This is a genomic window from Flavobacterium agri (genome assembly GCF_013401995.1).
Classification (GTDB): domain Bacteria; phylum Bacteroidota; class Bacteroidia; order Flavobacteriales; family Flavobacteriaceae; genus Flavobacterium; species Flavobacterium agri.
In genome coordinates this window covers 220,959-243,849 of sequence record NZ_JACBJI010000001.1, presented here as the reverse complement: position 1 = coordinate 243,849, position 22,891 = coordinate 220,959, and the positions used below count along the sequence as shown (strand labels likewise).

General features: G+C 48.1%; 14 protein-coding genes. 10 read left to right on the top strand and 4 right to left on the bottom strand.

Going from position 1 to position 22,891, the window contains the following annotated elements:
- Positions 1–36: 36 nt before the first annotated feature.
- From HZF10_RS01190 to pdeM, 3 genes are all read left to right on the top strand, one after another.
- Positions 37–1,638, top strand: a complete 1,602-nt coding sequence (locus HZF10_RS01190) for an ATP-dependent DNA ligase (RefSeq protein ID WP_176004342.1) — start codon at positions 37–39, stop codon at positions 1,636–1,638.
- 99 nt (positions 1,639–1,737) lie between these two features.
- On the top strand, positions 1,738–4,203 hold the full coding sequence (locus HZF10_RS01185; RefSeq protein ID WP_176004341.1) for a ligase-associated DNA damage response DEXH box helicase: 2,466 nt from the start codon (positions 1,738–1,740) through the stop codon (positions 4,201–4,203).
- A complete protein-coding gene (gene pdeM / locus HZF10_RS01180; RefSeq protein WP_176004340.1) occupies positions 4,200–4,868 on the top strand; it encodes a ligase-associated DNA damage response endonuclease PdeM in 669 nt (222 codons plus the stop codon). The genes HZF10_RS01185 and pdeM overlap by 4 nt, the downstream gene beginning before the upstream one ends.
- On the opposite strand, the gene HZF10_RS01175 is transcribed toward pdeM, so the two are convergent.
- The 3 genes from HZF10_RS01175 to HZF10_RS17995 form a co-directional block, all read right to left on the bottom strand.
- A complete protein-coding gene (locus HZF10_RS01175; RefSeq protein ID WP_176004339.1) occupies positions 4,865–5,956 on the bottom strand; it encodes a hypothetical protein in 1,092 nt (363 codons plus the stop codon). The two genes, pdeM and HZF10_RS01175, sit on opposite strands and share 4 nt — an antisense overlap.
- 134 nt (positions 5,957–6,090) lie before the next feature.
- Positions 6,091–6,417: a hypothetical protein gene (locus tag HZF10_RS18000; RefSeq protein WP_246282424.1), complete on the bottom strand. Its 327-nt coding sequence runs from the start codon at positions 6,415–6,417 to the stop codon at positions 6,091–6,093.
- Between the two features lie 10 nt (positions 6,418–6,427).
- Entirely contained in the window at positions 6,428–6,937 is a 510-nt protein-coding gene (locus HZF10_RS17995) for a hypothetical protein (RefSeq protein ID WP_246282423.1), read from the bottom strand.
- A gap of 97 nt (positions 6,938–7,034) precedes the next feature.
- Here HZF10_RS17995 and HZF10_RS01165 point away from each other — a divergent pair, with 97 nt between their 5' ends.
- The 7 genes from HZF10_RS01165 to tamL all read left to right on the top strand — a co-directional run bounded on the left by HZF10_RS01165 (position 7,035) and on the right by tamL (position 18,557).
- Entirely contained in the window at positions 7,035–7,814 is a 780-nt protein-coding gene (locus HZF10_RS01165) for a HipA family kinase (RefSeq protein WP_176004338.1), read from the top strand.
- Complete coding sequence (locus HZF10_RS01160) at positions 7,795–8,175, top strand: DUF3037 domain-containing protein (protein ID WP_176004337.1); 381 nt, start codon at positions 7,795–7,797, stop codon at positions 8,173–8,175. The genes HZF10_RS01165 and HZF10_RS01160 overlap by 20 nt, the downstream gene beginning before the upstream one ends.
- Before the next feature lie 67 nt (positions 8,176–8,242).
- A complete protein-coding gene (locus tag HZF10_RS01155; RefSeq protein WP_176004336.1) occupies positions 8,243–9,820 on the top strand; it encodes a PAS domain-containing sensor histidine kinase in 1,578 nt (525 codons plus the stop codon).
- Between the two features lie 53 nt (positions 9,821–9,873).
- Positions 9,874–10,326 (top strand): response regulator, encoded by a 453-nt coding sequence (locus tag HZF10_RS01150; RefSeq protein WP_176004335.1) that lies wholly within the window; start codon positions 9,874–9,876, stop codon positions 10,324–10,326.
- 102 nt (positions 10,327–10,428) lie between these two features.
- Positions 10,429–10,914 carry a hypothetical protein gene (locus HZF10_RS01145; RefSeq protein ID WP_176004334.1) on the top strand — a complete coding sequence of 162 codons (486 nt, stop codon included), beginning with the start codon at positions 10,429–10,431 and terminating at the stop codon, positions 10,912–10,914.
- A gap of 169 nt (positions 10,915–11,083) precedes the next feature.
- Positions 11,084–16,204 (top strand): translocation/assembly module TamB domain-containing protein, encoded by a 5,121-nt coding sequence (locus HZF10_RS01140; protein WP_176004333.1) that lies wholly within the window; start codon positions 11,084–11,086, stop codon positions 16,202–16,204.
- A gap of 70 nt (positions 16,205–16,274) precedes the next feature.
- Positions 16,275–18,557: a translocation and assembly module lipoprotein TamL gene (gene tamL, locus HZF10_RS01135; RefSeq protein WP_371315633.1), complete on the top strand. Its 2,283-nt coding sequence runs from the start codon at positions 16,275–16,277 to the stop codon at positions 18,555–18,557.
- A gap of 172 nt (positions 18,558–18,729) precedes the next feature.
- Here tamL and HZF10_RS01130 read toward each other — a convergent pair whose 3' ends face one another.
- Entirely contained in the window at positions 18,730–22,890 is a 4,161-nt protein-coding gene (locus HZF10_RS01130) for an ATP-binding protein (RefSeq protein ID WP_176004331.1), read from the bottom strand.
- Position 22,891 lies beyond the last annotated feature (1 nt).

Below are 22,891 nucleotides of genomic sequence, written 5' to 3'. Positions count from 1 at the left end.
GTGCCATTCGTGCCATTCGTTGCTGAATCTACCGATATGAAAAACTTCGCCAACCTCATAAAAGCCCTCGATTCCTCGAACAAGACTTCGGTCAAGGTCGACGCTTTGGCGAATTATTTCAAAAACGCCTCCGATACCGACAAAGTCTGGACGATCGCGATTTTGTCGCACCGTCGTCCGCCGCGTCCGGTCAATACGACTTTGTTGCGCATTTGGGCCAACGAGCTCGCGAATATCCCGATGTGGCTATTTGAAGAAAGTTATCACATCGTGGGCGACTTGGCCGAAACGATTGCGCTCGTGATTCCCGTGACACGCGAACATTCCGACAAACCGCTTACCGAATACATGCGCGAAATGATTGCGCTCAAAAAGAAAACCGACGAAGAAAAACGCTCGTATCTTCACCAAAACTGGCTGTCTCTCAATTTTTACGAACGTCTCGTCTTTACCAAATTGATTACGGGAAGTTTCCGCATCGGCGTAAGCCAGAAACTCATGACGAGAGCGTTGTCGAAGGCCGTGAACGTAGACGAGGATTTGATCGCACACAAACTCATGGGCGAATGGGATCCGAATTCGGTATCGTTCCAAGAATTGATTTTAGAGGAAAAAAGTTCTGATTTCCTGTCGAAACCGTATCCGTTTTATTTGGCGTATGCGGTCGAAGACAACGTTTCAGATTTGGGCGACGCCAAAGATTGGAGCATCGAGCACAAATGGGACGGCATCCGTTCGCAAACCATCATCCGCGACGGAAACCTGTTCATTTGGTCGCGTGGCGAGGAATTGGTCACCGACAAATACCCCGAATTCCATCCGTTTTTAGACGTGATTCCCGATGGAACGGTAATCGACGGCGAAATCCTTCCGTTTCCGAATGGCGAAATCGGAACGTTCAACGATTTGCAGACGCGGATCGGACGAAAGACGGTTTCCGCATCAATATTGAAATCCACGCCTTGTATCATCAAAGCATACGATTTATTGGAGTGGAAAGGTGAAGACATCCGAAACAAATCGTATGAAGAAAGACGGAAATTGCTCGAAGTCTTGTTTTCTGAAATTCCCCTTGGAAAAATTCCGCTGCATTTATCTGAACGGATTTGCCTGGATACCTGGGAAGAAGTCGCGTCTGAAAGAGAACGTTCGCGCGAACTGCATTCCGAAGGCTTGATGATCAAACGCAACGATTCGCCTTATCAGGTCGGGCGCAAAAAAGGCGATTGGTGGAAGTGGAAAATCGAACCGCTCGCGATCGACGCCGTTTTGACGTATGCCATGCGCGGCCATGGGCGACGCTCGAACCTTTTCACCGATTACACATTTGCATTGTGGCAAGACAAAGAAGACGGCGAACGCGAGCTTGTGACGTTCGCAAAAGCGTATTCGGGTTTGACCGATGCCGAATTCCGTCAGGTAGACAATTGGATACAACGCAACACCATCGAAAAATTCGGTCCGGTTCGCAGCGTGACGCCTGAATTGGTTTTCGAGATCGGGTTTGAGGGAATCGCGTTGTCGAAACGGCATAAAAGCGGTGTAGCGACTCGGTTTCCGAGGATTTTACGTTGGCGGCATGACAAAAAAATCGAGGACGCGAATTCGATTGAAGATCTGAAGAGTTTGATTTGTTAAGCGGCCACGAATGACACGAATTACACAAATAAAAACCGCTGAAATACGCTTCAAAAAATTAGTGATATTCGTGCCATCCGTGGCTAAAAATTTACATTAGTGGCAAACCGCAAACAACTTTTCGAAAAAGCCGAATCCTGGTTCGAATCCCAAGGCTGGCAACCGTTCGCGTTCCAAAAAGAAACGTGGACGGCTTTCCTGCAAGGCAAACACGGGCTGTTGAACGCGCCGACCGGAAGCGGTAAAACCTACGCTCTTTGGGTGCCGATCATGCTCGATTACCTCAAAAGAAATCCCGACTTCACTAAACATAAACCAGGCTTGAAAGCGATTTGGATCACGCCTTTGCGCGCATTGTCCGTCGAAATAAAACAAGCCGCAGAACGACTCGTAGAAGGTTTGGGCGTTCCGTTTGAAGTCGCGATCCGTTCCGGCGACACGACTTCGGCAGAACGCGCGAAACAATCCAAAAAAATGCCCGATCTGCTGATTACGACGCCCGAAAGTCTACAGCTTTTACTCGCTTCGAAAGACTATCCGAACACGTTCAAAAACTGCTCGGCGATCGTAGTCGACGAATGGCACGAACTGCTCGGAACAAAGCGCGGCGTACAAATGGAACTCGCACTTTCAAGACTCAAAACCATCGCCCCGAATTTGCGTATCTGGGGTATTTCGGCCACGATCGGAAATCTTGAACAAGCACGCCAAGTGTTGCTCGGACCGGATTCCGAAGCGTACGAAAATTCGGTTTTGGTCAAAGCCGTTTTACATAAAAAGACAAACGTCATTTCCATCATTCCGACCAAAATGGAAAGCTATCCGTGGCGCGGACACATGGGTTTTCATTTGATCGACGACGTCGCAAGAATCGTCAAAGAAAGCAGAACAACTTTGATTTTTACGAACGTCAGATCGGCTTGCGAGCTTTGGTATCAAAGGCTTTTAGACAAATATCCTGAGTTTGCAGGCGAAATCGCGATGCACCACGGAAGCATCGACCGCGACGTGAGGATTTGGGTCGAAAACGCCATACGCGACGAAAAACTCAAAGCCGTCGTCTGCACTTCGAGTCTCGATTTGGGCGTCGATTTTGCGCCCGTGGAAACCATCATCCAAATCGGCGGGCCGAAAGGCGTCGCGCGATTTATGCAGCGCGCCGGACGATCGAACCACAAACCCGGAAAGGAAAGTCTGATTTACTTTTTGGCAACGCACGCGATTGAACTCGTCGAGGCATCGGCACTCAAAAAAGCGGTCGAAAAAAACGTAGTCGAAGATCGCATCCCGTATTTGAATTCGTGGGATGTTTTAATCCAGTATCTCAACACGCTGGCGGTTTCCGACGGATTTTTTCCGGACGGGATTTTCGAAGAAGTCAAATCGACGTTCTGCTACCAAGCGATGACGCGGGAAGACTATCAATGGTGTCTCAATTTCATCGTGCACGGAAGCCAAAGCCTGCACGCTTACGACGAATACAAAAAAGTCGAAATCGAAGCCGACGGACGTTATAAAATCAACAAACGATCTATCGCGACGCAACACAGAATGTCTATAGGAACGATCGTAAGCGACGCCGTGATGCAAGTGAAATTCTTCTCGGGCGGATTTATCGGTTCTATCGAAGAATGGTTCATTTCCAAATTGAAACCCGGCGACGTGTTCCAATTTGCGGGTCGTCAGTTGGAATTATATCGGATTAAAAACATGCAGGTTTTGGTCAAATCGGCAACACGGAAACCGACGCGTTTCGCTTCATGGATGGGCGGAAGATTAGCACTTTCGGCACAAATGAGCGAACTGTTGCGACAGGAATTGTACTCGGCGAACCACGGCAAAAAATCGCCCGAACTGCATGCGATGGAACCCATTTTCAAACGCCAGCGCAAAGAATCCATCGTTCCCGAAGCCGACCAATTCCTGATCGAAACGTTTAAAACACGCGAAGGTTACCACGCGATTTTCTATCCGTTCGAAGGCCGGTTCGTGCACGAGGCTTTGGCGTCGCTACTCGCCTATCGCATCTCGCTTTTGGAGCCGATTACATTTTCTTTGGCATACAACGATTACGGTTTCGAACTGTTGTCCGACAAGGAAATCGACATGCAATCGGTGATCGACAACGATCTGTTCACGCCGAGGTTCGTCCATCAGGATTTGCAGAAAAGTTTGAACGCGACCGAAATGGCGAGGCGGAAATTCCGCGACATTTCCGTAATCGCCGGAATGGTGTTTTCAGGTTATCCGGGAAAAACCGTCAAAGCCAAACACCTGCAAAGCTCTACCCAACTTTTGTTCGAAGTCTTCCGCGATTACGAACCCGATAACTTACTTTTGCAGCAGGCGTATCGGGAAACGTTCGAACACCAATTGGAAGAAGGCCGTCTCATCCAATCTTTGGAAAGAATCGCGTCACAGGAAATCGTGTGGAAACAATGCAAAAAGCCGACACCGTTCAGCTTCCCGATCATCACCGACCGACTGCGCGAAAAGCTTTCGAGCGAAACTTTGGCCGAGCGCATCGCCAAAATGACGGCCTCATACATGAAAGGGACAGCATGACTTTAGAGATTAAAATTCACGACAACCACTTTGTTTTGCATGCGTCGGGCGCGGTTTTCTGGAAGGAAAAAAACATGCTGCTGATTTCGGATGTGCACTTGGGAAAAATCTCGCATTTCCGCAAGCACGGCATCGCGTTGCCCAAGACCGCTTTCACGGGAAATTTCGAAAGATTGACTTCGGTTGCCGATTATTTCGAAGCGGAAATCATTTGCTTTCTCGGTGATCTGTTCCACTCCAAACTCAACAAGGAATGGGATTTGTTCGAGGATTGGATCAACAATAGACCTGAAAATTTCCTGCTGATCATCGGCAACCACGATATTTTGAAGCCCGAGAAATATGAAGCGGTCGGGATGGCGATCGCCTCGGAATTAAAAGTCGGACCGTTCCTTTTCACGCACGAGCCCGAGGAACGCGACGGTTATTTTACGTTTTGCGGCCACATCCATCCGGGCATCAATTTGCGAGGTTCGGGAAGGCAATCGATGGATTTGCCGTGTTTTTTTCAGTCGAAAAACCAGATGATTTTACCAGCTTTCGGAGAGTTTACGGGAAAGTGGATTATGGAACCGGCACAGAACGATCGTGTTTATGCGATTGCTGGCGGCGACATCGTAAAGATCAATATGGTAGAAAAATCGAAGAAGAATTTCTTCCGCTAATTATTGACCAAATCGAGTTTGGTTATTTTCGGAATCCGATGAAAAACATAGGCTTTGTTTCCAAAAATCTGGAAAGATTCGAGTTGGTCAGACATGGTAACTTTAAATTTATCATCATCAAGCAGGTATTCACCGTCGATTGAAATATCCGTTATTTTTTCCAATTTGAATCCGTCGGACACACTAAAAATCCCCTTTCCGTCCAAAGCTAGATAAAGCTTTTGTTCGGAATTCGTGATGGATAAAATTAGCGACTCTCCGATTGTCGATCGCCAATCATAAATATCGGCCAAGATTTCGTGTTCTGTTTCGCCACTGCGACTGTAAAAACCTTTCTCTTTGAAAATGACGATTGGTTTGTCGTCATCATCGATCCTGTAGAGAACATTATGATGCAAACTCAAGTGCTGCAATAACGCCAAAACATATAAATTGCCGTTTATTTCAACTATTTTTTCGGCATTATCCTCAAGCAACTTTTTAAAAGTGAATTTACCCGAATCTTTGTCATAGGTCAATTTTGCCAAGATTCCACCCCATTCGCCGTTATCATTAGCGATATAGAAGTCACTTCCTTTCATTACGCATTCTGTTCTGTAATCGAAAATATGTGCCGGAGCGAGGGTTTCACTCCAACTGCAAGTCTCAAAAGTGTTTGGGTTTCTGAAATTGTGATGGATTCCAGCGTTCGTAATCAAAAGGATTCTTGAACCCGAAACCAGCAATTTGCAATCGCTACGCCCTTTGATTGAGTATTTTTTTTTCCAATCGATTTTTTGTTTGTCAGATTCGAACAATTCCAGGCTATTGATTCCAGCCAGAACACAATAATATTTAGAATAGCTTTCGGCCATATCCCTTATTGCAAAACCCTTCTTTATTTGAAATTCGGCTCCAACCGAATCTTTATAATAATGAAAGCTAGAAGTCTCCCGATATTTGTAATCCCTCAATTCTGCTTTTGCAAGAAAACCATCTTGGAATTTGAAAAGTTTTATGTAGCGAAGGTTGGGAGCAAAATCCGCTTTTTTTTGAGCTGGACAAAAACTTTGATAAATCAGCGCTCCAAAAATCAACAGTCGCCTCATAGAATGGATTTTTAGACAAAATAAGGATTTCAAACTTGTTAAAGACAATGTTTCCGAAATTTAATTTCAACAAATTTAATCGTAGAACCAAGCCTATGCGGCATTTCTCAAGATAACAAGGCCTCCCCTGCTTATCAAAACCCCGTCACCAACAAACCCCTCGCCGCTTTTAAACTACATTTCTGGAATTTCGAATACGATTGTGCGGTACGCGTCCGAATCTGTTCATTGTTTTCGCCTTTGACATAACCGCTGATCGCATCGTGAACCGTATAGGCTTCGGGACACATCAAATTCGTTGCCCAAACCATCGGATTCGCTTTAGCCGATTTTAGATAAGGCGCGAAATAACTCTTGCTGTAACACGCCAGGACTATGGCGTCGCGTTTGCTTCCGTCGGCATTTTTATAGGTATTCTCGAGGTCGAAATCCATGAGTCCGTCGTGACCGATGTACGCCACAAGACTTGAATTACCGTCGATCCCGATCGAAAGTCTGGCCGACTTTCAACGTATCTTTCAATTGGCCCGCCGCGCTTTTGAGGAAATCCTGGGTGCATTGTTTGATGTAACGTCCGTCGTACGCATCGGCGACCAAATAAAAATTGCTGGTTTTGTGTTTGAATACAAGGCGTTCGAAGCGTTGCGAATCGAGTTTTTTGCTGCTGATGAATTTCCATTCGGCGCTTTTCCTGAAATAACTGCGGATGCCAAAACCGCAACCCCAATACAGGTTATTATTCGGGTCTTGCCCGTTGCCAATTTTTGCGGGAACGGGAACGATGCCTTGGTATTTATTGTCGCACAACGCCACGAAAATGTGGATGGTCTTGAAATTCCTGTCAGATTCAGAAACGTTCGCCGATTCGGGAATCGCTTGATTCTGAAGACTTGATTTGCGTCGTTCGCTTCCAAAACCGCTTGTGAAAAGCAAAATGAAGATAACAGATTTGAGTACGAGAAGTTTAGTGGTTGTTTTCATAAGCATCGGTCTCGAATAATAACCTGATTCCCAAAATTTTATTGCCGAATCGATCCGGAACTTGTCAAAACTCCCGGCCAATCCCTATTTTTGTGCCATGAGCTTACGAACGATCACCGTTACGCGTTATATTTTGCCGCTGCGCGAAGGCGGTTCTTTACCGGCGCTTGCCGAAGGAGACGACGATTTCAAATATGTGTTGAAATTCCGCGGCGCGGGACACGGCGTCAAAATGCTGATCGGCGAGTTGATCGGAGGCGAAATCGCAAGAAAACTCGGATTGCACACCCCCGAACTGGTTTTCGCCTATCTCGACGAAGCGTTCGGGCAATCGGAAGCCGACGAGGAAATCCAGGATCTGCTCAAATTCTCCCAAGGACTCAATCTTGCGATGCATTATTTGTCGGGTGCGATCACGTTCGATCCCGTCGTGAGTGAAATCGATGCGAAACTGGCTTCGCAGATCGTATGGCTCGACGCGTTCCTGACCAATGTCGACCGTACGTTCCGCAATACGAACATGCTGATCTGGCACAAGGAATTGTGGCTCATCGACCACGGTGCGTCTTTGTATTTCCATCATTCGTTCACCGATCCCGAAGGTCACGCCAAAAGTCCTTTCGCGATGGTGAAAGACCACGTTCTGCTCAGGAAAGCCACCGAATTGCAAACTGTCGATGCGGAATTCAAGAAGATTTTGACAGACGAAGTTTTGTCCGGAATCGTCAACCTGATTCCCGACGATTGGTTGCATTGGGAAGAATCCGAACTGCTTCCCGATGAAATTCGCGCGGTATATCTCACGTTTCTAAAAGTCCGCAGGGACAATTCGAATATCTTCATAAAACAGGCCGACGATGCAAGAGCAGCTCTATGAATTTGCCGTGATCCGCGTCGTGCCCAAAGTCGAACGCGAAGAATTTTTGAATGCCGGCATCATTTTGTTCTGCAAGCGAAAGAAATTCCTCAAAGCCGTCTGCACGTTAAGCGAGACCAAACTGCGCGCGTTTTGCAACGAAACCGATACGGCACAGGTTCTGGCCAATCTTTCGTCTCTTGAAAAGATTGCCGCAGGCACAAAGGATTCGGGTCCGATCGGACAGATGGAAATCGCCGAAAGATTCCGATGGCTGACTGCCGTAAGAAGCACAGTAATCCAGACGTCGCGCCCGCATCCGGGGTTTACGTCCGATCCTGAAGCCACACTTCAACGCCTGCTTTCGGAGCTCGTTTTATAAATAATTTAAGAAGTCGGCCTAAGCGAAAAGGTTATATTTGTTAAGAACCCGCTTCACTCAATGCCACATGCCCGACTCCAAGAGCCTAAAAAAAAGCCCTGATATAGACGATCGTTTCCGCATGATTGCCGACACGGCTCCAATCTTGATCTGGATGTCGGGAATCGACAAGCAATGCGACTTCGTGAACAAAGGCTGGCTCGACTTCACAGGCCAGACGTTCGACAGCATGCTCGGCGACGGATGGGAGAAATGCATCCATCCCGACGATCTGGAGCGTTGTTTTTCTATTTTCTCCTCACATTTCGACAAACGTCAGCCTTACGAACTCGAATACCGTCTGTTGCGACACGACGGAGAATTCCGATGGATGTGCGACAAAGGCGTACCGCGTTATGAGACCGACGGAGAATTTTCGGGTTATATCGGCAGCTGTTCCGACATACACGACGCCAAGACGCTAAACGACGTGCTCGAGGAGAAAGTGCAGGCGCGCACGGCCGAAATCTTGCGTCAGACACAGGAATTGACACGGCAAAAGGAATTTTCGGACATCGTTTTCAACGCATCGATCGACGTGATCGTCGTATACGGCAAAGAACTCGAATTCCTTGCCGTGAACCAGGCCGCCAAAAAAATGTACGGGTTTACCGATTCCATTCTCGGCAAAAAGATTCTCGAAGTGTATCCCAATGCCGAAAACGGACAAGGACATCGCGACGTATTGCGCGCACTTTCGGGCGAAACCGTTCACAATCTCGTGTATAAATCGGCGGTGGCCGACGTGTATTTTGAAGATTTCCTGATCCCGTTGAGAAAAGACGGGGAAATTTATGCGGTACTCGTCGTTGCGCGCGATATTTCGCACCGCATCCAATCGGAGATGGAGCTCAAGGATTTGAACAAAAAACTCACGTCACAAAACCTCGACCTGCAATCGACGAACGAAGATCTCGAATCGTTCAATTACATCGCTTCACACGATTTGCAGGAACCGCTGCGAAAGGTCAATATGTTCGCGGGGCGCATCCTCGAAAAAGACGGTGAAAAGCTTTCGGAACAATCGAAGGACTATTTTGATCGACTTACTTCGGCCACATCGCGCATGCAGAACCTGATCCAATCGCTTCTGGAATATTCGCGTATGAACTCGGACGACATCAGATTCGCTAAAACCAGCCTTAATAAATTGCTCAAAGAAGTGAAATCGGGGCTTGAGGAAGTGATTTCGGAAAAACACGCGGTGATTGAAAACGACGATTTGCCTTCGATTTCGGTCGTACCGCTTCAATTCCAGCAATTGCTGCACAACCTCGTGTCGAACGCGCTCAAATACGCCAAACCAGATATAGCGCCTATCATCAGGATTTCGGCCGAAACGGTAAAAATAGAAGACAGAGGCAATCGGGAATTCTGGAAAATTTCCGTATCCGATAACGGCATCGGCTTCGACCCTGTTTACAAACACAAGATTTTCGAGTTGTTCCAACGCCTTCACGGCAAGATGGAATACGAAGGAACGGGCATCGGATTGGCCATTTGCCGCAAGATCGCCCACATCCATCACGGCTTCATCACAGCCGACAGCAAACCCGGCGAAGGTTCGGTTTTCAATGTTTACATTCCCGTTAAAATTAAGTTGTAATTAAGAAACACGGTATCATTTAATCCTTACATTTACATCCTAACCCCTACTTTATGATCCACGACAAGAACATTGTTGAAATACTATTGGTCGACGACGACCAGGACGACAGAAGCATTTTCAGCGATGCGCTGAGCGAACTCAAGATCGAGACCAGCCTCAACATGCTCGAGGACGGACGCGATCTGGTCGCCTATCTTGAAGACACGAAAAACAAGCGTCCCGACATCCTTTTCCTCGATTTGAACATGCCGTACAAGTCGGGTGTGGAATGCTTGAAAGAAATCCGTACGATAGACAAATTCAAGGATTTGTCGGTGGCGATCTATTCGACCTCGAATTCCGAAAAGGATATGGAAGACACGTTCATCAACGGCGCGAACATCTACATCCGCAAACCCAACGATTTTACGCAGCTCAAGAAGGTTTTGACCGAAGTTTTGAGCATCAACTGGCAATTCCATACGTCTGCCCTGAATAAGGAGACGTTTTTGCTCAACATCTGATTTTTAGTTTTTTTCTCTGATAGACCTCTCGATTTCGGGAGGTTTTTTTTGTTTGGGACGCAACCAAATGCAAATCTCAGCGTCTGAAAGAAAAAACCTACCATGAGAAATTTTATCTATCCCGCCCTTTTGGCTTCGCTTGTCTTGTTCGGTTGCTCTTCCGATGACACTTCTAATGTTGTAAACTCAGCCGAAGTCATTTCTCTTTCCATAAATTCTGAGGCTCCGATGCTTTACAATCAAAACATAACCGCTAAAATCGAAACGCTTCAAGATGGTACGGAATATATCAGCATTAGCGCTGAAGGGCCGGAAATCGAAGCCGGAATAACAAACAGTTTCTATATCAGGAATTACAGCACGGATCATAACACGTATTATTCACCGGAATACAATCCGAACGGCGATTACGATCAAGTTATGTACTTCGTGTCAAATCAAGGCAGTGATAATGTGGGATGGCAGGGTGAAATAACCTATCAGGTATCTGAAGTTCCTGAAATCGGCGAATACTTTGATATCACCTTTTCGGGCGCTGTGCAGCAAAACGTGGTCAACGGTCATATCCATGTGCTGCGTGACGAATAATTGTCCGAGGCATATAGCCCAAATGGAAATCATACAACAACGAAAACTTCCACTATAACCGAAATTCCGCAAAATCTTTCACTTTTGTAGGTGAATACATTGTAAAATTATCCAATCCGCTATTGGATTGACCGTACGATGGCTTACCTTTAAAGAAAGTGCGCGGAATTTGAACAAATATGTACGCAAAGGACTTAAAATATCGGCCTGGACGGTAGGTTCCGTCATCGGGTTGTTTTTGCTTTTGGTGTTGCTGATCCAGCTTCCGTCGGTACAGGATTACCTTCGGGGAAAAGCCGTAAAATATCTAGAGGAAAAGATAAAGACGCCCGTACGCATCGACAGGATCGAGATCGGTCTTCCCAAAAAAGTCATCGTCGAAGGCATTTATCTTCAGGACCAGAAAGGCGACACGTTGATTTTGGGCGAAAAGATCGCCCTCGACATCGATCTGTTCAAACTCATGAGCAACGAAGTCCAGATCAATTCGGTCGATCTCAAAGGCATCAACGCCAACGTGACGCGCAGCAAGGATTCCATTTTCAATTTCGACTATATCATCAAGGCGTTCGATTCGGGAAAACCCAAGGATCCCGATGCCAAACCGATGAAAATCTCGATCAAGGACGTCAACCTCGACCGCATCAAGGTGCATTTCGACGATGCGATTTCCAAAAACGACCTTGAGGTTTCACTGCATCACTTCGACACCAAAATCACGAAGTTCGACCTCGACAAATCGAAATTCGACGTGCCGAAAATCACGATGGACGGATTGCGTCTCAAACTCAAGCAAGGCGAACTCGTACGCGAAATCGGAGAGAAAACCGTAGAAGTCGCCGATTCGCTTGCGCAAAATCCGGGTGTCGACATCAAACTCGGCGAAATCGATTTTACGCGCATCGCGATCGGATACGACAATGTCGGCACGAACCTCAATTCGGGATTGACGCTCAAAAAATTGCGCATGAAGTTCAACAAGACCGACATCCGCAAACAGACGCTCGACATTTCGGCCATGCAGATGAACGGCCTCAAAGGCGGATTCACGCTCGGAAAAACCAAAGTCGCCAAGATAAACCGCGAGGTCGACCTCAAATCGAAAGCCACGACGACGGGTTGGAACGTCAAGCTCGCCCAAGCCGATTTATCCGACATCGACTTCAGGTTCGACGATCAAAACGCTACGCCTGTCAAGAAAGGCATCGACTACAAACATCTTGGTCTAAGCGGTTTCAACCTCAAAGCCACGCGTTTGAGTTACAATCCCGAAGTCGTTTCAGGAAATGTACAATCGCTCAAAATGCGCGACAAATCGGGCGTGGTGATCGAGCAGCTGCAAACCGAATTCTATTACGGGCCGACACAGGCGTTTGCCAAAAACCTGTACCTCAAAACGCCGAAAACAGAAGTACGCGACAAACTTATCGCGGGTTATCCGTCGTTGGAATCGCTCAAGGAGAATCCCGGCGAACTGGCTTTGGATGCCGATTTGAAAAACTCGAAAATCGCTTTTGAAGACGTACTGCTTTTCGTGCCGACCTTAGAACAAACGAATCCGTTCAAGGACAACCCGAAAGCCGTCGTGTTCATCAACGGCAAACTCAAAGGCAAGCTTAAGGATTTGTCGATCCCGAACCTTGAAGTCAGCGGAATCGGAAATACGAAAATCGCGGCAAGCGGAAGAATCGTCGGATTGCCCGATGTGAAAAACGCTAGATTCGACCTTGACATCAAACAAGTCCAGACGACCGCGAAAGACATTTACAGTTTCGTCCCGAAAGGCACGATTCCCGAAAGCATCGCGCTTCCGTCTAAAATAAACCTCGCCGGAACGTTTAAAGGTTCGGCCAAAAACATGAACGCGAACCTCGATGTCAAGACGTCTTTCGGAAACGCCAAAGTCAAAGGCTTTTTCGACGGACGCGTCAAGAATCGCGAGAAATATAACGCCGACGTGGCTTTTGCCGAATTCGACCTCGGGAAACTCATCAAAAATGATTCTATCGGTAAAATCAGTCTTAAAGCCAAGGTCGTCGGAACCGGACTCGACCCAAAAACCGCGGTCGCGAAACTCGACGGCAAATTACAAAAAGCCGAATTCAACGGCTACACGTATAAAAACCTCAACCTCAAAGGCGACATCAAAAACGGCCGATTCAACGCTGTTGCCGATATGAGCGACCCGAACCTGACGTTCGATTTGGTGTCGAGCGGAAATTTCAAGGACAAATATCCGTCGAACGTAAAACTCAAGCTCAATGTCGACATTGCCGACCTCGACAAACTCAACCTGCATGCGGGCCCGATGAAACTCAAAGGCAAGGTCGAAGCCGATATGGCAAACACCAATCCCGATATGCTCAACGGAAAAGTCAGCGCTTATCATTTCGTGATCGCGAACGAAAAGGAACAATTCCAGCTCGATTCGATCCACGCGACGGCGGAATCTACGGAGGATTCGACCAAACTCAATGTCAAATCCCAATTCCTCAAAGCCGAAATGAACGGCAAATTCAAGCTGACCAAAGTCGGGACGGCCTTGTCGAACACGATCGCCAAATATTACACGACCAAACCCAAAGCCGAGGCAAGGCAGGAAGATGTGCGCGACCAATCGTTCGCGTTCAAGGCCGATGTGCACAACGATCCTGTACTGCAAAAACTCGTGCCCGAACTCACGCGACTTGAACCAATTCATATTGAAGGCGGCTACGATTCGGCCAATGACAGCATTTCGGTACAAGGCACGATTCCGCGTTTGGTGTATGCCGAGAATACGATTTCGGGTGGCGTGATCGACATCCGTACAGAGAAGGATTCCATCGTCTACAACTTCAACATAGACAATATCGAGAACGAGCGTTTCCAGCTTCCGGACACGAACATCAACGGCAGCGTCAAGAACAACACGGTCACGTACAATTTGGTCGTGCGCGATTTGAAAGGCAAGGAACATTACAGGATTGCGGGCGATCTCAAGGCCGTCGACCAGATCAACGAAATCCATCTCGACCCGAACGGTTTGACATTGAATTACGACCCGTGGACCATCGCGCCCGAAAACGAGATTAAACTCGGTAACGCAGGCGTGAATGCCCAGAATTTTGAGCTTTCGAGAGAAGGAAGCAGCATCAGGCTACAGTCGGCCGGACAGGATATGAACGCGCCCGTAGACGTGACGTTCACCGATTTCAAGATCGGCACGATCACCAAAATGGTGTCGAAGGAAACCAAAGACGGCTTCTCTGTCGGCGGCAACCTCAACGGAAAAGCCAATCTCAAGGATTTGCGGACCAATCCGGTTTTCACTTCAGATTTGACAATCGACAACCTCACCGTGAGCAAAGACACAGTGGGCAACGTGAACATAAAAGTCGACAATACGGTGGCCAACACGTATCGCGCCGATGTGACGATTTCGGGCAACGAAAACGACGTGAAACTCAACGGGAATTACAACAGCGCCTCCAAAACCTTCGATCTCGATCTGGACATGAACCGTTTGCAGATGACGAGCGTGCAGGCGTTCACTATGGGCAAAATCTCGAAAAGCAGCGGTTATCTGTCGGGCAAACTCAAGATTACGGGAAGCCCCGAAGACCCGAACATCAACGGCGACCTGTATTTCAACGACGCCAAATTCACGATCACCGAACTCAATTCGGCTTTGGCAGTAGAGCGTGAAAAAATTTCGTTTACCGACGAAGGCATAGCGTTCGACAATTTCTCGTTCAAGGATGAGGAAAACAACACGCTCAACATAAACGGTCGCGTTTTGACGCAGAATTACCGCGATTACGGATTCGACCTTAAGATTCGCGCCAACGATTTCCGTGCTGTGAATTCTACCCAAAAAGACAACGACCTGTTTTACGGAAAACTGTATTTCGATACGCGTCTCGACGTTTCGGGCGATTTGAACCAGCCGGTCGTCACGGGTTCGGTCAAAATCAACGAGAAAACCGATTTTACGGTCGTACTGCCGCAGCCCGATCCCGGAATTGCCGACCGCGAAGGCATCGTCGAGTTCATAGACGTCGACAATCCCGACCTCAACGAAAAACTCATGACGGCCGCCGATTCGCTTTCGACGTCCAAATTCAGGGGCATGGACGTGGACGTGAACATCGAGATCAACAAAGAAGCCAAACTCTCGCTCGTGATTGACAAAGGAAACGGCGATTATCTCGAGCTTAAAGGAGAAGCGCGTCTTAACGGAGGCATCGATCCGTCAGGAAAAACCAGCCTCACCGGACGTTATGAGCTCAAGGAAGGATTTTACCAAATGTCGTTCAACCTGATCAAGCGCAAGTTCGAAATCGCCGATGGCAGTTATATTTTATGGACGGGCGAGCCCACGACGGCCGACATCAACATCACCGCGATCTACACGGCTAACACCGCTCCTATCGACCTTGTGGGCAACCAATTGGGAGCCGAAACGACGGCTTCGATGCGCAATACGTACAAGCAACGGCTTCCGTTCCAGGCGAAACTGATGATGAAAGGCCAATTGTTGAAACCCGAAATTTCATTCGACATCGATCTGCCCGACAAAAACTACGGCGTCTCGTCCGATATTGTTGACGCGGCACGTACCAAACTGGCCGAATTGCGACAGGATCCGGCCGAACTCAACAAACAGGTTTTCGCATTGTTGTTGCTGAACCGTTTCATAGGCGAGAATCCTTTTGCGAGCGAGGCTGGCGGTATTTCGGGTGAAACTTTTGCGCGACAAAGCGTGAGCAAGATATTGTCTCAACAATTGAACAACCTTGCGGCTGAACTCGTAAGCGGCATCGAACTCAATTTCGATTTGGAATCGTCTGAGGATTACACCACGGGCGCACGCGAACAACGCACCGATCTTAACGTGGCGGTTTCCAAAACGCTACTCAACGACAGGCTCAAGGTTTCGGTCGGAAGCAATTTCGGGCTCGAAGGTCCGCAACAGGTCAACGAACAGACGAACAATATCGCAGGCGATCTTTCTGCCGAATACCAACTCACGCGAGACGGACGCTATGCCGTGCGCGCCTACCGCAAAAACGAATACCAGATGGCCTTGCAAGGACAGGTGATCGAAACGGGCGTGGCGTTCATCATCACGATGGATTACAACCAGTTCAGCGAACTTTTCCACAGAAGCAAAGAAGAGAAACGCATGTTGCGTGAGGAAAGACGCAAGAAACGCGAGCAAAAGGAAGCCGAAAAGCGCAAAAAAGAAGAGAACGATGCGAAGTTGCTGGAAATCCAAAATACAGATCCGGATGATGACAAGGATTAATAAAAGACAAAATCGGTTAGCACGAATTTCGCAAATGATTCTTCGGAGATTTGTGAAATTCGTGTCATTCGTGGCGGTATCTTTCCTGGTACTTTCCTGTTCAAACACAAGATTCTTAAAAGAAGGCGAGCTTTTGTATTTAGGCGCCGACGTCGAAGTCAAATCGGACAGCCTTTCCCGAAAAGAACGCAAAGCGATGCGAAAGGAACTCGAAGCCTTGACGCGTCCTCGACCGAACAAATCCATTCTCGGCTTGCGTCCGAAACTCTACATCTGGAATTTGGCCGGCGAACCCAAAAAAGAAAAAGGGTTTCGCAACTGGCTGCGCACCAAAGTCGGCGAAGAACCCGTTCTTTTCCATCAGGTCGATCTTGATTACAATGCCGACGTGTTGCAGAGTTACGCCCAGAACAAAGGGTATTTCAAAGCGGTCGTTTCGGCCGATTCGACACGACGCGGAAAGAAAGCCAAAGCGAATTACGTGATTACGCCAGGACCGCGGTATACGATCAAAAGCGTCACGTTCCCGAAAGACACCGTGGGCACGTCCGACCTCGACAGCACGATCGCGCGTACCCAAAGACGCACGTTGCTCAAAGTGGGCGACGGATTCGACCTCGACGTGATCAAAAGCGAACGCGAGCGCATCGACTCGCGTCTCAAGCAAAAAGGCTATTTCTTTTTCAAGCCCGATCATTTGAAAGTTCAGGTAGACAGTACGATCGGTGAGCACAAGGTCGACCTGTTCGTCAAGGTCAAAAGCGACACGCCCGAAGAAGCCAAAAAAGTGTACAAAATCAACGATATTTTCATCTATCCGAACTTTACGGTGCGAAAAGATACCGTCGGCATCGATTCTACCGATGTGACCTATTACAAGGATTTCATCATCATCGACAAACAGGATTTGTTCAAACCGCGCATTTTCGACCGTACGATGTATTTCAAGAAAGGCGACGTGTACAGCCGTAACAACCACAACCTTACGTTGAGCCGACTCACGAATCTCGGTGTGTTCAAATTCGTCAAGAACGATTTCAAGGTCGTCGACGACGATACCGACGACAAACTCGACGCGTTCTATTACCTCACACCTCTTCCGAAGAAATCGATCCGCATCGAAGTGCTCGGAAAGACGAATTCGGCCAATTATACCGGAAGCGAGCTCAACGTGAACTGGAGCAACCGCAACACGTTCAAAGGTGCCGAATTACTTCAGATTACGGGTTTTGGAGGTCTCGAAGTACAGGTTTCGGGCCAGAACAAAGGCTTTAACGTGTACCGCGTCGGAGGCGAGGCGAATTTGGTGTGGCCGCGTTTCATCAGTCCGTTCAAGCTCGAGTCGGCAAGCGGTTTCATGCCGAGAACCAAGGCGACGATCGGCTATGAATACCAGATGCGCCAGCAGTTGTATTCGCTGAATTCGTTCAAAGGTTCGTTCGGTTATTTGTGGAAGGAAAACGCGCGCAAGGAACACGAGCTCAAAGTATCCGAAATCACGTATGTGAATCCGGGAAACGTCACCGATCTATACCGTCAGCGCATTGACGAAGACCAAACCGGAACACTCGAAAAAGTCATCCGCCAGCAATTGATTTTCGGGCCGATTTACAGCTATACGTACACAAATACGATGCGCCAGCGACTCAAACATCAAATCTATTTCAAAGGCGTTTTGGACGTGGCCGGAACCATTGCCGGAATCGCCACGGGCGCAAATGTGCGTAAAGGCGACACGACAAAAGTGTTTGGAGTTCCGTTCAGCCAATATGTGAAAGTTGAAGCCGATTTCCGTCATTACTGGAAATTCAGCGACAAGACACAACTCGCGAGCCGCATCATCGCAGGTTACGGATACGCTTACGGGAATTCGTACGAGTTGCCGTTCGTAAAACAGTTTTTCATAGGCGGAACGAATAGTATCCGCGCGTTCCGGGCTCGTTCGATCGGTCCCGGAAGTTACGACACGACCGTGAATGAAGACGAATTCCTTCCTGATCAATCCGGCGACATCAAACTCGAACTCAATACCGAAATCCGACAAAAACTGTTCAGCATCGTGCATGGAGCGGCTTTTGTAGACGCGGGGAATATTTGGCTGCGTCAGAAGAATCCCGAAAAACCTGGCGCGGAATTCTCCTCGAAATTTCTCGACGAACTCGCCGTCGGTACGGGAATCGGATTGCGGTTTGACCTATCGTTCCTGATTTTGCGCACCGACCTCGCATTCCCGTTGCGCAAACCGTATCTGCCCGAAGGCCAGCGCTGGGTGATCGACCAAATCGATTTCGGAAGCAGTAATTGGCGCAAGGAGAATTTGGTGTTTAATTTGGCGATCGGGTATCCTTTTTAGATCGTTAGATTTTTAGAAGTTAGATTATCAGAAGTTAGATTGTTAGAAGTTAGATTATTAGAAGCTGGATTAGTAGATTGATTTACAGGAGGATTGAAAATTTCGTCGAACCCCCAAATCTGTCAATCTGCAAATCTGTGAATCTGTTAATCTGAAAATCTCCAAACCCAAATCATCCCGGAAGATACACGTAAAAAGAAGCGCCTTTTCCCGGTGTACTTCTCGCGGCGATAAACCCTTGATGGTTTTCGACGATCTTTTTGCACAAAGCAAGCCCGATGCCGGTTCCGGAATATGAAGTTCGCTGGTTAAGCCGTTGGAAAATCGTGAAGATCTGGGCCGAATATTTTTGGTCGAAACCGATTCCGTTGTCGGCAAAGACCAATTCGAGGTAAAGGCGATCGGGATATAAATTGTTCTCGAAAGGCACTTCGCTCCCTAATAGTTGACGCGAACTGATCGTAAGTACGGGATCGACATCCGTGAATTTCAACGCATTTCCGACAAGATTGGAAAACAACTGATTAATCTGCAATGGAACCGCGATCACGGTCGGCAGCACATCGGCATTGACCTTCGCTGCTTTTTCCTCTATGAGCAGTTCGAAATCGACGAGTACGTTCTGCAAGGCTTCATTGAGATTGACGTTCACGAAATGCTCGTCTATACGCGAAAGACGGCTGTAATTGAGCACGGCGCGTATAAGTTCACTCATGCGTTCGGCCGAAGAATTGATTTTGTCGAAATACCGTTTCGCGGTTTCCTTGTCGTCGAGATTCCTTTCGAGCATACCGGCGAACATCTGGATCTTGCGCAGCGGTTCCTGCAAATCGTGCGAAGCGATGTAGGCGAACTGCTCCAATTCGCGGTTCTGGAACTCGAGTTCGGCGTTGTATTTCTGCATGCGGTCTTCGCTGAGTTTTCGTTCGGTCAGATCGCGCGTGACTTTAGAAAAGCCGATGACGTTGCCGGAATCGTCATGCAAGGCCGTAATGGTGATGCTTCCCCAAAAAACCGTTCCGTCCTTGCGGATGCGATAACCTTCGTGGATCGCGCGTCCGTTGACTTTGGCTTCGTTTATCAATGTTTGCGGCAGTTGCCTTTCACGGTCTTCGGGCAAATAGAAAATCGTGAAGTTCTTTCCGATGATCTCGCTTTCTTTATAGCCCTTGATTTTTTGCGCGCCCTTATTCCAATTGAGGATCGTTCCTTTCGTGTCGAGCAGCAGAATCGCGTAATCCTGTACTTCTTCGGTCATGCGCTGGTAACGTTCCTCGCTTTCCTTGAGTTCGCGATTCCTGTCCGCGAGGCTTTTGGTGCGTTCATAAACCTTTTCTTCCAGAATGGCCGTGTGCAGCTTTTCGTCTGTAATGTCGAGCACCGTCCCGAACATTCTGTTGGGTTTTCCTTTGAGGTCTTGTTCGACACGTCCGTTGAGCCTGATCCAATGTATGCTGTCGTCGGGCCAAACGATGCGCAGTTCGTAAAACAACATTCCCGTTTTCATGGCGTCGTCTATCGCTTTGTCGCGGATGGACAAATCTTCGGGATGGATGCGGTCGATAAAATGCTGATGCACGAATTGGACGCTGTCGTCATATCCGAAAATTTCGGCCAGACGCACCGAGTAAATGAATTCCTCCGAATCGAGATTCCATTCGAAACTGCCCATCTTCGCGGCCTCGATAGCCAATTTGTGCCTGATTTCGCTCTCTTCGATTTTCATGCGCGAAATCACGCTGTCGGTAATGTCGTCGGCAATGACCATGACGCCCGAAATGCTGCCGTCTTCCTCCAAAAACGGCTCGTACACGAACTTCACGAACAATTTTTCTACGACTCCGTTGCGTATGAGCTCGACGGCTCTTTCCTCGGCCCTGAATCTTTCACCCGAAGTGTAGACGTGTTGCAGAATTTCGCGGAATCCTTGCTGTTCGATTTCGGGCAATCCTTCGAGAACCGGACGGTTTCGCATAAGGCTCGCATCCTTTCCCCATAGTTCAATCATACGGTCGTTGGCGATATCGACGACGAACTCAGGACCTCGCAGCAAACAGATAGCTACGGGCGCTTGCATGATCGCGTTGCGCAACTGGTCGTCGATATGGCTACGGCTGCGCGAAAGCTTGAGTTGCGATTTTACGCGCGCCAAAAGTTCGCGAGAAGAAAACGGCTTGACGAGGTAGTCGTCGGCACCCAAATCATAGCCTTCGATTTTGGCTTCCTCGCCCGCTCTAGCGGAAAGCAACAGTATCGGAATCCTTTTGAGCAAGGTATTCTGTTTTATCTTTTTCATCATTTCGATGCCGTCCATGATGGGCATCATGATGTCGCTTATGATCAGGTCGGGGGCTATTTTTTGCGTTTTTTCGAGACCTTGCGCGCCATTCGAAGCGGTAAAGACCACGTACTCTTTTTCGAGAAGTTTGCTTACGTAATCGCGCATGTCAGTATTGTCATCGACGACCAGAATCCTCGGTTTTTCAATATGGGGAAAATCAGGTTCGGTCGCAGCCGATTCCGGTTCGGCAATATTGACCGCATCTTCGGCATAAACATTCGGAAGTATGGTATTGGCCGGCATTTCCGAATCGATCAAATCGGTTTCGGCCAAATGTGCTTTCCCCAATGGAATCGTCACCGTAAAAGTCGTGCCTTTACCGAATTCGCTTTGGGCCGAAAGTTCGCCGTGGTTGAGTTTCACGAGTTCCTTTACAAGCGAAAGCCCGATTCCGGTACCCTCGAAACTTCGCCCTTTGGCATTTTTCACGCGGTGGAAACGCTCGAAAAGATGCGGCATCTCGTTCTCGGGAATTCCTGTTCCCGTATCGGAAACCTTCATTTCCACAAAGCCGTCTTTCTCGAATACGGAAACCGCGACTTTGCCTTCGAGTGTATATTTATAAGCGTTCGACAACAAATTCAACACGATTTTTTCCCACATATCCGTATCGACGAAAGCCGCCGATTTTACATCGGTAATCACTTTGAATTCAAGCCCGGCCTTTTCAAAAAGCGACCGGAACGAACTCGCAAGCTCTTCGGTGAATTGGCCTAAACACACACTCCTGAACTTTGCCTGAACGCGGCCCGCCTCGATCCTGCTGAAATCGAGCAACGAATTCACCAAGCGCAACAACCGAAGCGCATTTCGATGCGTGATTTCCAGTTTTTTGACGTCTTCATGCGATCTTGCGGCCTCCGAATGGTTGATCATCTCTTCGAGAGGTCCGAGCATAAGCGTAAGCGGCGTTCGGAATTCGTGGCTGATGTTGCTGAAGAAAATCGTTTTGGCTTTGTCGATCTCGGCCAATGCTTCGGCTCTTTTGCGTTCGCGTTTGATCGCGTACACGTTCGTGAGGGCCGTCGCGATCTGGTCGGCGACCAGTTTGAAGAAGTCGATATAATCGGATTCAATCAATCGGAACGGATTCAAGCCTACGGCTAATAAAGCGAACGGAAATTCATGGTTGGGTTGTAAAATCGGAATCAACAACGCATAATCGGGAGAACGCTGCCAAAACGTGAGCGGCAAAGTTCCGAACCGTTCGGCAATCCCTGAAACCTGTTGTATTTCACCCGTTTGGATGGCTTGGTACAATTCGGAATATTTTTCCTTGTTCTGTCCTAAATCAAGTTCAGGCAACGACATGGCTTCGGGAAGCGTTTCGGGAATCTTTCCGACAAGCTTCAGCTGATTGCCGTCATCAGAAATCTCATAAAACGTCACGAATGGGAAATCCTGCGGGTTTTCGGCCAACGCCTCTAGCGATTTTTCGTAAATCTCGTAATTGCTTTTCACATGCAGGATGTTCCTCGCCAAATCACGCAGCGTCCGCATTTGGCGCTCGCCTATGATACGCGCCGTATCGTCCGTATTGGCACAAATGATGCCTTGAGGTTTTCCGTCTTCTCCGGCAACAGGACTGTATGAAAAAGTGTAATAGGTTTCTTCGGTATAACCGTTGCGTTCCATGAGCAGCAGCAACGCTTCATCGTATGTACCTGTGTTTTCGTTGAGGCATTGGTCTACGCGCGGCTGGATTTCGTCCCAAATCTCGCTCCATACTATGTGTGCCGGCTGACCCAAGCTTTCGGGATGTTTTCCTCCGACAATCGAAATATAAGCGTCGTTGTAAATATTGATGAGTTCTTTTCCCCACCAAACGAACATCGGCTGTCTCGAGGTGAGAATGATTCGTACGGCGGTTTTAAGCGGTTGCGGCCATGTAGACGGATTTCCGAGCGGCGTCTGCTCCCAATCTTTGCTGCGGATAAGCGCTCCCAATTCTCCTCCGCCTTGCAGAAACGTTTCGACCGAATGTCTAGCCATA

Coding starts and splice junctions, on each gene's coding strand:
- HZF10_RS01175 (WP_176004339.1), bottom strand. CDS start 5,956: ATGAGGCGACTGTTGATTTTTGGAGCGCTGATTTATCAAAGTTTTTGT.
- HZF10_RS01160 (WP_176004337.1), top strand. CDS start 7,795: ATGCAAGAGCAGCTCTATGAATTTGCCGTGATCCGCGTCGTGCCCAAA.
- HZF10_RS01145 (WP_176004334.1), top strand. CDS start 10,429: ATGAGAAATTTTATCTATCCCGCCCTTTTGGCTTCGCTTGTCTTGTTC.
- HZF10_RS17995 (WP_246282423.1), bottom strand. CDS start 6,937: ATGAAAACAACCACTAAACTTCTCGTACTCAAATCTGTTATCTTCATT.
- HZF10_RS01150 (WP_176004335.1), top strand. CDS start 9,874: ATGATCCACGACAAGAACATTGTTGAAATACTATTGGTCGACGACGAC.
- HZF10_RS01130 (WP_176004331.1), bottom strand. CDS start 22,890: ATGGCTAGACATTCGGTCGAAACGTTTCTGCAAGGCGGAGGAGAATTG.
- HZF10_RS01155 (WP_176004336.1), top strand. CDS start 8,243: ATGCCCGACTCCAAGAGCCTAAAAAAAAGCCCTGATATAGACGATCGT.
- HZF10_RS01190 (WP_176004342.1), top strand. CDS start 37: ATGAAAAACTTCGCCAACCTCATAAAAGCCCTCGATTCCTCGAACAAG.
- HZF10_RS01165 (WP_176004338.1), top strand. CDS start 7,035: ATGAGCTTACGAACGATCACCGTTACGCGTTATATTTTGCCGCTGCGC.
- pdeM (WP_176004340.1), top strand. CDS start 4,200: ATGACTTTAGAGATTAAAATTCACGACAACCACTTTGTTTTGCATGCG.